Here is a 13,655-nt window from a genome sequence, read left to right on the forward strand (position 1 = left end):
CTTTCATCCTTAATTAATGACAAGGTAAAATAGTATGTTGTTTTAAAACGCTTAAATCATCCGGAAGTGAGAGCGAGCAGCGCTGGTTTTTTCCCCAGATCACGCTAAATTGCTGGTTGCCTTTAATCCCACCGAGCCAGGCATGGCCCTCTTCACTGACCATTCCGACATCAACATTGCCTTCAGACTGTTGAATCACGGCCCCCAGTGGCGGATAGCCGCCATCGGCTGTACGTAATATCACACTCACATCACTCCCCGCGCGTGAGGCAACGGTTTTATAGCCGATTGCACCTTCCGTCCAGGCTTCCCGGGTAATACTTTCGTTGACGGTGACGCCATCCGGTAACTGATTCATATTCACCGCAATGGAAGTCGGCTGATAACTTCCTGCCATGGGCACCACGGCATAGCCCAAAAGGTTGGTTCGATTGAAATCGCCTTGTACAGGTACATCCGATACACCATCGGTATCGATCATTATGCGGGGTTCATTACCGAAGCTTCTGCGATGCATTGCCAGCCCGTGGCGGGTGGCGGTGATGGAACCGTTCCAACTGGCACTTAATGAGCTGTAATCGCTGGCGGCGTAACTTCCGGCAAGTTGCAAATCGCCAAGCGATGTGAGGTGCTGAAGGTTGCCACGGAATTGACTGCCGTTATCCGGTTTATCTGTTTCCACACCGGCAGAAACGCCCCAGGTATTGCGTGGATTTGATGCGTCGCTCCAGCTCAGCATATTGCTGGTGGTTGCGCTGTTGCGCATGTCGTAATTCAGGCGTCGACTGTAGCCAAAAGGAATAGAGAGTGACACGTAGAGTTGGTTATCCGTGCCACTCTCTTCATAACGCGTAGAGCTCCATGAGGTGGAGAGGGTGAGTCCTTTCCATTTACCGAGATCGAAGTTATATCCCGCCGTGATGCTGGCTGTCGTAGAGCTATCGCCGTCCCACCATTTCTGGCGCAGTGCGCTGACGTAAAGATTAAGATTAAGCGGGGTAATAGGCTGGTTAAACGAGAGACTGATTGTTTGCTTCTCATCCTGGGTGTCGGCGTCGTTATACTGATGAGCGATAAAGTTAGCGTAGCTGTGGAACTCGCGCTCGGAAAAACGATAGGCCGCCAGTGATATCTGGCTGTCTGTTGCATCAACACGTTTGCTGTAATTCAGGCGATAGCTGAGACCTTTTTCTGTGTGGCCATCCTCGAAAGTACTGCTGGCATGTGTGGCATCGAAGGATAACGCGCCCAACCAGAGCATATTTTGCCCAATCCCCAATGCAACTGAACGATAGTCGCTTCCTGCGGCCAGCACGCCGCCATAAACGGAGGTATTGGAGAGCATGCCCCATGAAGCTTCGCTGCTGATGAAGGTATCATCAACGACGTGGTGCGAGATGTCCGGGCGTGCACGCCCGGCGGCCAACTTATAGCGAACCTGTCCTTCCCGGGTGAGGAAGGGGGTAGAAGCAGCAGAAACCTGAAAGCTGTTGACCCGGCCATCTTCTTCGGTGACCTTGACGTCCAGTGTTCCCTGTACCGACTGGTTGAGGTCGCTGATGATAAAAGGACCTGGCGCCACCTTTGTCTGGTAGATAACGCGTCCGGCATGGCTGACCGTCACCGTGGCGTTAGTCTGGGCGATGCCGCTTATCTGTGGCGCGTAGCCACGAAGCTCCCAGGGAAGCATGCGATCGTCGCTGGCGAGCGCTGCACCATTGTAGGCAAAGGCATCAAAGATGCTGGAGCTGAAATCGGTTTCGCCCAGCGTGAGTCTGGCACCAAGTGCAGGAAGTGGACGAAAAAGATAGGTGCGCGAGAGGCCGCGTGTCGTTTGCGAGCTTTCGCCATTGTGGTTCTGGCTAATCTGATAGTCACTACGCAGGCGCCAGGCCCCCGCATTCAGCCCTGCCGTACCGTAAGCGTTAATATTTTCAGTGTGCTCGCGGTGATGAGGTCGATAGGTGCTGGCAAACAAATTGTAATCCAGCAGCAAGCCCGCCACGCCCGCATCCCAGGAGGAGGGGGGCATCCAGTTGTCCGATTTCCAGGAGAGCAATGCCTGAGGAATAGTGATATCCAGACGCTGATTCGCACTGTCGAGTGAGAACTGAATGGTAGGGTGGTTACTGAAATCAACGCAGCCCTTATCTAACGTTAGCGCGGCACGAATGTTTTCTTTCAGACCTAATTGATCGGCAAGTTCAACAGGAATGCATACCGTGACTGCATTATCTTTTGCTTTCCAGCTAAGCTCCTGGCCGGCAGAAATAAGATTCTTATTTACTGCGACTGAAACAAAGTAGTTTCCAGGCGCAATCGCCGCCTTCTCTTTGAGCAGTGAAATATCCACGCTGTCGCGCATGGATTTATCCAAAGCATTGAGATTGAATTCTACAGAGTGGACCGAAGTGGCGAATAATAAACCACTGCTTAGAACCAGAAGCTTGCAAGTGTCCATGGCATCCTTACCGGGGCTATTGCAATGATATAGTGAGGCGGCCTTCATGGCCGCCATCAATTACTTATAGGTCAGCGTGTAATTCGCTGTTGCTGTTACGCCACCCGGCGTGACATCGGCAGCACCAACTTTCTCCATCCAGGCTTTAAACGGCAGAATTTGGGTTTGTGACGATGCGATAAGATCGAGGCTTTGCGCTGTACCTAAAGTGATATTGCTGCTGTTCTTATCCAGCAAACGTATTCCAACGTTGGTTGCACCGCTGGCATAAGTGTTCGTCAACAGGCTGGTATCTGAGGGTTCCACGCTGCCACTGCTGAAGGTCACGTCAACTTTGGTGACATTCGCTCCGCTACCGTTATCGGAATTCGGTAAGTCGCAGTTAATGAGGTGTAGACTGGAGTCTACGGCTTCAGAATGGGTGTTAGCATTGATGTAGCTTGCCGGCACTTCACCCAAATTGACCTGCTTATCGACATCGTCTGCCTGAATAGCACAAGGGGCGCTGATAACCAGCCCTGTAAACGTAATTTTGCCGCCACCGCCATCAACATCAGCCAGTGTGTATCCAGAGGTGAGTGCGCTTAATAGTAACGCTAACAGTGTTTTCTTTCCTGAAATCATAGAATATCCTTGTAATATAATGAGATAGGCTTGTGCTAAATATCAACATCTCAATTATATCGTAAGGGATATCAGTGAAGGCTTAGAAAAACTAAACAGGATAATCTGAAAAAATTAAATTATTATCTTTGATAATATTATTTAAATATAATATTAGTTTGGTGATTATATTAGTGCGGCGTGATTACGTAATAATCATGGTTATTATCATGATTTGCTCATAGTTCACAACGATAGCTAAAAAATTCAGACTAAATTTTGTGACACAATATTAGCTAACCCATTACGCCGTGCTGTAACCCCAGCACGGCGCTAATATTAACCAAGCCCAATGGACTGTAACAAGACCAGGCTTAGTCCCATTACGGACATACCGCAAAGAACGCCATAGCTGGGGTTATTGTTCGGGTCTATCTCTTTGGCCAGCGGCATCAATTCATCCACTGACAGCGCGACCATAATCCCTGCAACGGCCGCCATAATGGCTGCCATCACGACCGGGGAGACCAGGCTGCCGAGAATTAACCATGCCAGCACGCCGCCAAGGATTTCCGCCACCCCAGAAATACCCGCCCAGAATACCGCTTTGCGCTTTGAGCCTGTAGCCGCATAAATGGGCCCGGAAACCGCGAGTCCTTCAGGAATATTATGTAGTGCAACGGCGAATGCGATGCCGAAGCCGAGTTCCAGGTTGTTGCTGGCTGTAACAAACGTCGCAATGCCTTCCGGAAAGTTATGCAGGCTGATGCCCAGCGTCAGTAAAACCGCCGTCCGCCGGATGTTGGGCGGCAGGGGTTTAACATCCGCAGGGGCTAAATCCTGCGGGTGTGCGTGCGGCAATAGGCGATCGAGCGCGAAATAGCCGAGCAGGCCGACGACAAACATACCGTAGCCCAGCACGGGCGACATGCCTTCGGTATGCAGTGCGGCAGGCAGCATTTCCATAAGGGAAATCAGCAGCATAATACCCGCCGCGAAGCCCAGCGAAAATGCCAGCACGCGGTTAGAGGGCTTTTGTCCGATAACGCCAAGTATCGCGCCAATAAACGTGGCCGCACCCGCTAATAAGGTCAAAATTAAGGGTACCGACATCGCTTACTCCTTATGATAATGATTATCATTTATACTAAAAGTTGTCGTCCATTTCGAGAGACTCATTGCGTCTTTACTCCAGCTTACATTCAAATTTTCTGAAGATCATCATCACGCTTATCTGAGTTTCACCCTGTCTAAAACAGGTTAATGTAGTGTTATTACATCGTACTCTTTATGAGGATAACACCATGTCTCGTACCCGAATGCCAGCGTTGTTTTTAGGTCACGGTAGCCCGATGAACGTGCTGGAAGACAACATCTATACCCGCACCTGGCAGCACCTGGGCGAGACGTTACCTCGTCCAAAAGCAATTGTGGTCATTTCTGCACACTGGTTCACACGTGGAACGGGTGTGACGGCCATGGAAGCACCGAAAACGATTCATGATTTTGGCGGCTTCCCGCAGGCGCTGTATGACATTCACTATCCGGCGCCCGGGTCTCCGGCATTAGCGCAGAAATTAGTTGAGCAGTTGTCACCGGTGCCTGTGACACTGGACAATGAAGCCTGGGGTTTTGACCACGGCTCCTGGGGCGTGTTGATTAAGATGTACCCGAACGCGGATATTCCGATGGTGCAGTTAAGCATCGATAGCACCAAACCTGCGTCCTGGCATATGGAGATGGGCCGTAAGCTCGCCAGCCTGCGCGATGAAGGCGTTATGCTGGTGGCCAGTGGCAACGTGGTGCATAACCTGCGGACCGCGAAATGGCACGGTGATGGCACGCCATACCCGTGGGCAACGTCCTTTAACGACTATGTGAAAGCTAACCTGAACTGGAAAGGCGCGCTGGAGAAGCATCCGCTGGTGAACTATCTGGAGCATGAAGGGGGATCATTGTCGAACCCTACGGCAGATCATTTCCTGCCGCTGCTGTATGTGCTGGGAGCATGGGATGGCGAAGAGCCTATCACGATTCCGGTGGACGGGCTGGAGATGGGAAGCTTAAGCATGTTGTCCGTTCAGATTGGGTGATCTTTTGCCGGGTGGCGCTGCGCTTACCCGGCCTACGAATAGCCCGCCCTGTCAATGAGTTGCGGACTGTCGGTAGGTCTGATAAGCGTTGCGCCATCAGGCTTGTTTCATCCTCTGATAAGCTTTATACCCCAGGCTGCGCTCATAATCAGCAGCAGTATCAGGCAAGTACCGAACGCGAGCATGCACGCCTGCGCCATGTTCATAAAGTGCCATGGCGGCAGGAGATACCAGCCTTCTGAGCTTTGGTACAAATCAATAAACCACTGTTGAGTGCTGCTAAGCGTGACGCCATCTGGCACGATGGGCGCATCGTAGCCGCAGTCGCCGGTCGGCATGAACCATTCAGGCGCCCACTGCGCCAGCGGCAGATTAAAGGGAAAAGTGGGATCTGTTGAACAGCCCTGCACGCCAAACAGCGCGTCGGGATCCGGGTTATGCACCGCATAGTGGATACCGTTCAGTTTGATCGAAAACTTAATTCCCATAATGCTGCCGTAGAACGCCATCACGCAGCCAATCAGTTTCAGGATAATGTTTTTGGGGTTTATCGCCGCAATCACGCCGCCAAACACCATCACAAACATAGTGTAGCGAATATAAACACACTGTTCGCACGGTGCCATGTAGAGATAGATCTGGAAGAATGAGTGCGCCAGCACGATAAGCGCGCCCATTGCGATAGCCATAAACAGCCACAGAAAGCGCCGTTCCTGCCACCTCACCAGCGTATCGACCGGCGTTTTGCGCAGGTCTCTCAATAATCCCTTAATGAAAGCCATAAGCATTTCCCTGTGTTATTTGCTTGCCAGTTCGTGAATCAGGTCTGCCATAGCGTCGATGGATTTAATATTCTTGGTGTAGATCAAATATTTACCATTAACAACATAGGCCGGAACGCCCTGGATTTTGGCCACATCGTAGGCTGCTTTCCATTTTTCCAGCGTTTCCTGAACCGCCGGTTCCTTCAGTGCGGTTTCAAAATCGGCCTGGCTCATCCCTGCGGCATCAAGGCCGGTTTTGATAAAGGCGGCGGGATCTTTACCCTCAGACCAGCGCTCTTTTTTGTCGTGATAGGCTGCGTAGTAAGCGAATTTCGCCTTTTTAAACTGTGAGTTAGCATCAAAAAGGGAAATACCTGCGGCGTTATCTTTTGCAATTAACACGGCAAAGACTTCGCTGGCCTGTTTGCCATATTCGCCTTTGGTTTCCAGATGGAATGGCGTGAAGGCCACTACATCTTTCACTTTTTCAGACACCGGGCCGGTCACCGCTTTGTCGTACTTGTAGCAGAACGGGCAGGCGTAGCTGAAGACTTTAATCAGCGTTTTATCGGCATCAGGAATCGGTTTCTCCAGTACCATGTAGTCCGTGCCTTCGGTGAACGCCGATGCTGCAAAGGACGTCACCAGCGCGGCAGTGAGCACCACACTCGTGAATAATGTTTTTATCCATTTCGTAGACATAGCCATTCCTTATTATTTAAACATCTGCTGTGGATGAACCAGCATTGCACGATAGTGGGTTTGATTCGGTTTATCCGACAGAACGTCGATTTCGACTTTCACTTCTTTAGTTTTGTAGTCAATTTCATTGAGTTTACCAATGGTCGGTTGACCAACGTCGAATAAATGAATTGAACCGCTGAAGCCAAACATCGTGTTGCGATCTTTTTCATATTCGATGACAGACGTAATCGGGCTGTAGAAGTCATAGCCGCGATCTTTGCCATATTCCCAAACCTGCTGGACGGTGCCTTTTTTCTCATCGATTTTATATTCCACGAAACGGGAATATTTCATCGTTGGCAGGGCAGGTTGTTCCAGATGGCGACCATCGCCGTTATCAAAGACGGTGAGTGTGCCTTTGCTGGAGAGCCACGCGGTATGCTGGGTATAGGTGAAGTCGAAATCACTGTTCTGGCAGTTGCCGTTTTCATCGCAGCTAATCGGTTTTCCTTTATCATCAACCGGTTTGAGCAGTTTGTCCGCAAGCTGTTTATTCCAACCCTTGGACGGTGCAAGGATCCACTTCACCTGCTTATCACGGCCAATTTTGAACACGCCCTGATGGCGTGAAGAAATAATAATGGAGTCGTCTTTGGCATCATAAGCAATCGAGTTAACGTGCGCCCAGTTGCGTCCCGGCCCTACGCCCAGCGCATCACCAAACGGTGTGTTTGGCTCAAGTTTCGCCTGCTGGCCCGCGTGCGCCAGGTCGACGTTTACGCAGACGGCACCGGCATCCAGCGCGCCAAGCAGAGCATCACGCATAGGGTCGAGAATTTTGTTCAGGTCCCAGACGTCAACCACACGGCCTGATTTATCGACTTCCAGAATATGGTCGCGGATAGTGTTGACGTGCACGCCGTCATCGCGGCGATAGCTGTGTTTGCCTACGCGCAACAGCACAGTGCCTTTCGACGTTTCGATAGATTCGTGGGTGGCATCGACAAAACCGCGCGGCAGTTTGTGATCTTCCAGTACCTGGCCCATCATGTCGAATTCATACCAGTGCTGGCCCTGCACCGCCGTGTAGGTTCCACGTGGCGTTTCGCGAATACCCATCAGGTAGCCGCGTTTATTGATATTACGGTCATGCCCATCGTAGAAGGTTTCCTGGTCCAGCCACCAGCGATATTCCCCTTCGGTATCGACCACAAAGGTGAAGGGCGCGATGTCAAAGGCCAGTGCGCCGGTTGCCGGGCCCGCGTCGAGAATACCGGCGTCTTTTGCTTTCTCGCCGTGCCAGTGCAGGTCAGAGCCCTGGGCGGTAAAGGTATGGGTATTCACCATATAGAGGCGATCTTCAAAACCTTTCGCGACTTTAATGACTTTCGGTTGTTGCAGGTCAGAGATAGAGCGGTTGTCCATATAGTGGTTGACGATAGCGGAGGTCTGCACCACGTAGTCGTCTTTCATCGACTTGCCATTTTCTTTCCATTCCACGGTGACGTTGTTGGCAAATTTCTGATACAACCCAAAAATAGGGATACCGTCGTAGTTCTTCAGCGATTCATCACCCACGCTGTAGCTGATAGGCACGCCTTTCTCGCCTTTACCGTGTACGGTGACTTTTACATCGGAGATAGTGTGGCTATCGAGTTCAACCAGCGCGGTTAAGGGGGCGTGACCGTAGGGATCAACAACAACTGCCCCCAAATGACCCGCTGGTGGGGCTGGTTGAAAACCTGCGGCCAGTACACCTGCGCTTGATACGCTAAAGGTAAGCGCCACCGCGCCCGCGAGGAACGTTTTTCGATATTGATTAAACATAACGATATTTCCTTATATATTCCCGTGGATTATTTATGAGAAAACAAACATCGTTTTAGCTGGATAAAAATGAAATCTATCTTTTCTTTTTAAATATGTTTTTGATAAATATATGGAGCGACTTTAGTCATTGGGATAGTAGGGTTGTGATATATCAATCACAACCGCTATTGTTATGGAGTGTGATCTTGATTGCATTGTTTTAAATAGTGAAATGTATCTCTTTCATCATGGCATTCTGTTATTTATTCTTATGATAGTTAACAGGATAATCTTAATGAGAAAACAAATAAAAATATGTTTATGTGAAATAAGAATATTGAATGTGAATTAAATTTAACTTTTAAGGATGAATAAATGTATATAGCGTGGCACTGGATGGCTTTGATCGCTGTACTGGCGGGATATGCTTTTTACTATATCAGGCGTGAGCGCCGCGCCTGTCGGCAGGAAAGAGAGGCGTTGCTGGAGATGATTCGCCGCTGGCGCGAAGAGAAAATACCGCCCTGCGAAGGGGCGGTATCAGAAACAAAGCTTACTCCACAAAAATATGCGGATAAAAACGAGAGAGATCCTGCGTGATCAGCGCGCGGTCTTCGCGAATACCGATCCCGGCAGGTTGATCGTTGATAAGCCAGCTGCCAATCAGCGTGTAGCTGTCGCCAAATTTTGGCAGCGGATGGAATTGCTGCACGATCATGCCTTCTTCACCGTAAGGGCCATCAACTTCTTCCAGCGTTTTTCCGTTCTCAATGATCGAAATATTAGCGCCTTCGCGGGAGAAGATAGGTTTCACCACATATTTGTCCATCTGTGGATGATCATCTTCGGCAAAATAAGCGGGTAACAGATTCGGGTGATCCGGGAACATTTCCCACAGCAGCGGCAGCAGCGCTTTGTTGGAAATAATGCTCTTCCATGCCGGTTCCAGCCAGCGCACGCCAGCGTCTTCCAGCTTGGTTGAGAACATCTCGCGCAGCATGTATTCCCACGGATAGAGCTTAAAGAGATTACCGATAACCTGATCCTGAAGATCGGTAAACTGACCTTTTTCACCCAGGCCAATATCTTCGATATACAGGAATTCGGTGGCCACTTCCGCTTCTGCCGCGCAGTCCTGCAGATATTGCACGGTTCCACGATCTTCTACGGTATCGCGACAGCAGGTCAGGTGCAGCAGTTGAAAACCATGCTGCTCACGCAGCTCGGTGAAGCGCTCAATGATCTTTTCTTGCAGGCTGTTGAACTGATCGCTCCCTTCCGGCAGGTTACCGGCATTGAGCTGATCTTCCAGCCAGATCCACTGGAAAAACGCCGCTTCGTACAGTGAGGTTGGCGTATCGGCGTTGTTCTCGAGTAGCTTCGGCTCGCCTGCACCATCCCACGCCAGATCCATGCGCGAATAGAGCGAAGGCTGATGCGTTTGCCACGACTGACGCACAAAGCCCCAGGTGTGTTTCGGAATGCGGAATTTGGTCATCAGCTCATCGCTGGCGACCACGCGCTCCACCACTTTTAAACACATCTGGTGCAGCTCGGCGGTGACCTCTTCCAGTTTTTCAACCTGGGCCAGGGTTAGTTTGTAATACGCTTCCTCGCTCCAGTACGGCTCGCCGTACATGGTGTGGAAGTTAAAGCCATATTCAGTGGCTTTTTCGCGCCAGTCCGGGCGCTCTGTAATAGTGATTCTTTCCATGTGACTTAGCCGCCCATTGAGCGAGAAGACGCGCCGGAGGCGCTACTACGCTGCATTGTCGACTGCTTAGCAACAGACTCGCCAAAGCCGCCACGGGTGACCGTGCTGGTGGTCGCCGGTTTTGGCGCCATCGCAGTTTTCGGAACGGTCATGGAGCGGCCTGGCTGTGCGGCACCGTAGTTTTTGCCGCTGGCATCGGTGTATTTACCATACGCCGGGCTGGATGGATTTTTGGATGTGAACACTGGCTGCTGCTGGAAGCCCGCGCCGCCGCTCATCATACGGCCCATCATATAACCGGCCATCAACGGCATCCAGAAGCTGCCGCTGCTTTGCGCCTGTGCCTGGTTTTCTGGTGCAACACCTGCCTGAGCTGGCGTTTGCTGGCACTGACCTTCACCGAATTCTGCGACGCAATCTTCGCGGGTGGCGTATTTCGGCGCAGTACGTTCCGCTTCTTTCTGTGCGTTATTGAAGGCGGTGGTACATTCCGCACCTTTCCCCGGGTTGGCTGCCGAGCAGTCGTCCGCGTTTTGATACAGGGTGACCGTTTCGTCACTTTGCTCACAGCCTGCCAGCATAAAGACGGCGGTGACGGCGAAAGCAACCGGTGTTAAATGACGCGCACTCCAGCTTTTGCGAAAAGCGGCGTGCTTAATATTATTTGTCCGTTTCATCGTTATCTTCCTGGACCCAGTGGTAAAGCATTAGCGCTCAGGATAGTGGATGACTGGTTGAAAATGAAGCGAGAAGGGGAATAAACAGGGGGATCTTTACGTTGCCTTACGTTCTGCGCAATGTAAAACGCCACGCGTGTTCGGCGTGGCGTTTTTATGCGGCCTTGTGCTTAACGATTCGCGGTAGTGGTCGCGCCGTTATAGCCATCGGCTGAAGCGTCCTGCTGCGGGTTTTCCGGGGCAACAGACTCAGGTGTCGTTGAAACCGGTTTACCCAGCGTGCTGTTCAGCGCCTGGAGATCCTGTTCGTTCAGGGTACCGAGGGCAGATTTGATATTCAGCTGGTTAATCAGGTAGTTATAACGCGCACTGGAGAGCTGCTGCTTAGCGTTATACAGCGTGGTGGTGGCATCCAACACGTCAACGATGGTACGAGTACCGACTGAGTAACCGGCTTCCATCGCGTCTAATGAACTCTGCGCAGAGACAACGGCTTGTTTATAAGCGTTGATGCTGCTGATAGAGGCATTGACGTTATTGAAGGAAGAACGCACAGTTTGAACCACGGTACGGTGCGCGCTTTCCAGTTGCTCGCTTGCGCCAACGAAGTTGTACTGCGCCTGTTTCACCTGAGAGGTCACCGAACCGCCGCTGTAGATTGGCAGGTTGAAGCTCAGGCCGATAGAGTTCTGGCCGATATCGCGGTCAGCATAAGTGCTGCCACCGGTTTTGCTGCCGTCATATTTGGTATTCGACACGCTGGTTGATGCGTTCAAATCCAGAGTCGGCAGGTGACCGTCCTGAGCCTGACGAATCTGCTCGCGGGCCAGGTCCTGGCTCAGACGCGCCTGCAGCAGTGCCAGGTTGCGGCTTTCCGCTTCCTTCAGCAGCGCATTGACCGCTTTCGGCTTGTCGGTAGAGAAGCTGTCAACGTTCAGCGAAGAGAGTTCCGGGTAGTAGTTACCGGTGACCTGACGCAACGCTTCAACGGCGTTGTCGAGATTGTTACGCGCGGTCACTTCATTCGCCAGCACGGTATCGTACTGTGAACGGGCGTTCTGAACGTCGGTGATAGCAACCAGACCGACGTTAAAGCGCTGAGTGGTTTGATCCAACTGACGGTAGATAGCTTGTTTCTGCGCTTCAGTATAGGAAAGCGCATCAATCGCGCTCAGCACGTTAAAGTAGGCCGTCGCGGTGTTCAGAATAAGCTGCTGTTGGTCAGTCTGATAGGTTACATCCTGAATACCGGCACTTTTTTCCTGTAACGTCAGGGCGCGCCATTTCGACATATCAAACAGCGTTTGCGTTAACTGTAAAGACGCGCTGGACACGTTTGAGTTCACACCGTTGTTGTCACGATAGCCGTTGTTATAGGTATAATCAGCACCCAGGCCAAGCTGTGGTAACAGTGGGCTACGCGCTTCGTTGATCTTTTCAAAGGCCGCGTCGCGGTCTGCTGCGGATTTACGCAGGTCAGGGTTGCTTAAACGCGCCTGCTGATACACTTGCAGCAGGTTCTCTGCCTGGCTCATTGCGCTGAAACCTGTAAGGCTCAGGCCAATAAGGATGGGGAGCAATTTCTTCATTTGCATTCCTTGTTGTGAAGCTTAGCGCTGATCTAATTCAGAAAAATATTCGCCGATTGTATCAGAGTCTGACAGTTTAAAAAGTTGGCGTAATGTGCCATGCGGCGTTAATTTGCATCAATCTAGCATACAGTCAGCTAAACGGTAGCCAAACTGACCCGAAATCCACAATTTCCGCACAAATGCAATTGGAACCAATCATGACTAAGACGAATGACTCAGTGGTTACGTTCTCGAAAAACGATGTAGAAATTATTGCACGGGAAACGCTGTACAGCGGTTTTTTTTCGCTTGATTTGTATCGTTTTCGTCATCGTTTATTCAACGGAGAAATGAGTGGCGAGGTAAAACGCGAAATTTTTGAGCGCGGTCACGCTGCAGTCTTGCTACCCTTTGACCCTGTGCGGGATGAAGTTGTGCTGATTGAGCAGATCCGCATCGCCGCCTACGACACCAGCGAAAGCCCGTGGTTGCTGGAGATGGTGGCCGGTATGATTGAAGAAGGCGAAACCATTGAAGATGTGGCGCGCCGGGAAGCAGTGGAAGAAGCGGGCTTAATCGTGGGGCGCACGAAAAAAATGCTGAGTTACCTGGCAAGCCCTGGGGGAACCAGTGAGCGCCTCTCTATATTAGCGGGCGAAGTGGACGCAACGACGGCCAAAGGTATTCATGGCCTCGCGGAAGAAAACGAAGATATTCGGGTTCATGTGGTAAGTCGGGAACGCGCTTATCAGTGGGTAGAAGAGGGAAAAATCGACAACGCGGCGACGGTCATCGCTCTGCAATGGCTACAACTGCATTATCAAGACTTACGACAAGAGTGGTTAAAATGAAGCGCTATACACCTGACTTCCCTGAAATGATGCGGCTGTGCGAAACCAATTTCGCCCAGCTACGCCGATTACTGCCGCGTACTGATACGCCCGGCGATGCAGTGAACTATCAGGTGGCGAATGCGCAATATCGGTTAACGATTGTCGAATCGACGCGTTATACCACGCTGGTTGAGATAGAGCAGACGCACCCAAAGGTCAGCTACTGGAGTCTACCGTCAATGACGGTACGACTCTATCATGATGCTATGGTGGCTGAAGTGTGTTCGAGTCAGCAGATTTTTCGCTTCAAAGCACGTTATGATTATCCTAATAAAAAGTTGCATCAACGCGACGAAAAGCATCAAATTAACCAGTTTCTGGCTGACTGGTTACGTTACTGTTTAGCATATGGAGCGATGGCGATTCCGGTTTAAGCATCGTGAAAC

Annotated in this window: 12 protein-coding genes; 3 read left to right on the forward strand and 9 right to left on the reverse strand. The window is 51.0% G+C overall.

Annotated elements, in window-relative coordinates:
- Positions 1-13: 13 nt before the first annotated feature.
- The 3 genes from NMC31_RS19595 to zupT all read right to left on the reverse strand — a co-directional run bounded on the left by NMC31_RS19595 (position 14) and on the right by zupT (position 4,177).
- Positions 14-2,461, reverse strand: coding sequence for a fimbria/pilus outer membrane usher protein (locus NMC31_RS19595; protein WP_253898914.1), 2,448 nt, complete (start codon positions 2,459-2,461; stop codon positions 14-16).
- Between the two features lie 60 nt (positions 2,462-2,521).
- Positions 2,522-3,085: a fimbrial protein gene (locus NMC31_RS19600; RefSeq protein WP_253898915.1), complete on the reverse strand. Its 564-nt coding sequence runs from the start codon at positions 3,083-3,085 to the stop codon at positions 2,522-2,524.
- 318 nt (positions 3,086-3,403) lie between these two features.
- Positions 3,404-4,177, reverse strand: coding sequence for a zinc transporter ZupT (zupT, locus tag NMC31_RS19605; protein WP_253898916.1), 774 nt, complete (start codon positions 4,175-4,177; stop codon positions 3,404-3,406).
- 191 nt (positions 4,178-4,368) lie between these two features.
- Here zupT and ygiD point away from each other — a divergent pair, with 191 nt between their 5' ends.
- Positions 4,369-5,157, forward strand: coding sequence for a 4,5-DOPA-extradiol-dioxygenase (gene ygiD / locus NMC31_RS19610; protein WP_253898917.1), 789 nt, complete (start codon positions 4,369-4,371; stop codon positions 5,155-5,157).
- A 107-nt stretch (positions 5,158-5,264) separates the two neighbouring features.
- Here the strand turns inward: ygiD and dsbI are convergent, their stop codons facing one another.
- The 6 genes from dsbI to tolC all read right to left on the reverse strand — a co-directional run bounded on the left by dsbI (position 5,265) and on the right by tolC (position 12,394).
- Positions 5,265-5,939 carry a protein-disulfide oxidoreductase DsbI gene (gene dsbI / locus NMC31_RS19615; protein WP_253898918.1) on the reverse strand — a complete coding sequence of 225 codons (675 nt, stop codon included), beginning with the start codon at positions 5,937-5,939 and terminating at the stop codon, positions 5,265-5,267.
- Positions 5,940-5,954: 15 nt separating this feature from the next.
- On the reverse strand, positions 5,955-6,623 hold the full coding sequence (locus NMC31_RS19620; RefSeq protein WP_253898919.1) for a thiol:disulfide interchange protein DsbA/DsbL: 669 nt from the start codon (positions 6,621-6,623) through the stop codon (positions 5,955-5,957).
- A gap of 12 nt (positions 6,624-6,635) precedes the next feature.
- Positions 6,636-8,432, reverse strand: coding sequence for an arylsulfate sulfotransferase AssT (gene assT / locus NMC31_RS19625; protein WP_253898920.1), 1,797 nt, complete (start codon positions 8,430-8,432; stop codon positions 6,636-6,638).
- Positions 8,433-8,967: 535 nt separating this feature from the next.
- On the reverse strand, positions 8,968-10,128 hold the full coding sequence (locus NMC31_RS19630; protein ID WP_149463875.1) for a glutathionylspermidine synthase family protein: 1,161 nt from the start codon (positions 10,126-10,128) through the stop codon (positions 8,968-8,970).
- Positions 10,129-10,133: 5 nt separating this feature from the next.
- Complete coding sequence (locus NMC31_RS19635) at positions 10,134-10,805, reverse strand: DUF1190 family protein (protein ID WP_253898921.1); 672 nt, start codon at positions 10,803-10,805, stop codon at positions 10,134-10,136.
- Positions 10,806-10,975: 170 nt separating this feature from the next.
- Positions 10,976-12,394, reverse strand: coding sequence for an outer membrane channel protein TolC (tolC, locus tag NMC31_RS19640; RefSeq protein ID WP_149463873.1), 1,419 nt, complete (start codon positions 12,392-12,394; stop codon positions 10,976-10,978).
- A gap of 200 nt (positions 12,395-12,594) precedes the next feature.
- On the opposite strand from tolC, the gene nudF reads away from it, so the two are divergent.
- Together nudF and NMC31_RS19650 are read left to right on the forward strand one after the other, a co-directional pair.
- Positions 12,595-13,227, forward strand: a complete 633-nt coding sequence (gene nudF / locus NMC31_RS19645) for an ADP-ribose diphosphatase (protein ID WP_149463872.1) — start codon at positions 12,595-12,597, stop codon at positions 13,225-13,227.
- Positions 13,224-13,643, forward strand: a complete 420-nt coding sequence (locus NMC31_RS19650; RefSeq protein ID WP_015962972.1) for a DUF1249 family protein — start codon at positions 13,224-13,226, stop codon at positions 13,641-13,643. The genes nudF and NMC31_RS19650 overlap by 4 nt, the downstream gene beginning before the upstream one ends.
- Positions 13,644-13,655: the final 12 nt, after the last annotated feature.

It is taken from the genome of Pseudocitrobacter vendiensis, from assembly GCF_943590815.1.
GTDB lineage: Bacteria > Pseudomonadota > Gammaproteobacteria > Enterobacterales > Enterobacteriaceae > Pseudocitrobacter > Pseudocitrobacter vendiensis.

What these genes read in the sequence shown, in the direction of transcription:
- NMC31_RS19630 (WP_149463875.1), bottom strand. Translation starts at nt 10,128, where the DNA reads ATGGAAAGAATCACTATTACAGAGCGCCCGGACTGGCGCGAAAAAGCC.
- zupT (WP_253898916.1), bottom strand. Translation starts at nt 4,177, where the DNA reads ATGTCGGTACCCTTAATTTTGACCTTATTAGCGGGTGCGGCCACGTTT.
- dsbI (WP_253898918.1), bottom strand. Translation starts at nt 5,939, where the DNA reads ATGGCTTTCATTAAGGGATTATTGAGAGACCTGCGCAAAACGCCGGTC.
- NMC31_RS19650 (WP_015962972.1), top strand. Translation starts at nt 13,224, where the DNA reads ATGAAGCGCTATACACCTGACTTCCCTGAAATGATGCGGCTGTGCGAA.
- NMC31_RS19595 (WP_253898914.1), bottom strand. Translation starts at nt 2,461, where the DNA reads ATGGACACTTGCAAGCTTCTGGTTCTAAGCAGTGGTTTATTATTCGCC.
- NMC31_RS19600 (WP_253898915.1), bottom strand. Translation starts at nt 3,085, where the DNA reads ATGATTTCAGGAAAGAAAACACTGTTAGCGTTACTATTAAGCGCACTC.
- nudF (WP_149463872.1), top strand. Translation starts at nt 12,595, where the DNA reads ATGACTAAGACGAATGACTCAGTGGTTACGTTCTCGAAAAACGATGTA.
- tolC (WP_149463873.1), bottom strand. Translation starts at nt 12,394, where the DNA reads ATGAAGAAATTGCTCCCCATCCTTATTGGCCTGAGCCTTACAGGTTTC.
- NMC31_RS19635 (WP_253898921.1), bottom strand. Translation starts at nt 10,805, where the DNA reads ATGAAACGGACAAATAATATTAAGCACGCCGCTTTTCGCAAAAGCTGG.
- NMC31_RS19620 (WP_253898919.1), bottom strand. Translation starts at nt 6,623, where the DNA reads ATGTCTACGAAATGGATAAAAACATTATTCACGAGTGTGGTGCTCACT.
- assT (WP_253898920.1), bottom strand. Translation starts at nt 8,432, where the DNA reads ATGTTTAATCAATATCGAAAAACGTTCCTCGCGGGCGCGGTGGCGCTT.
- ygiD (WP_253898917.1), top strand. Translation starts at nt 4,369, where the DNA reads ATGTCTCGTACCCGAATGCCAGCGTTGTTTTTAGGTCACGGTAGCCCG.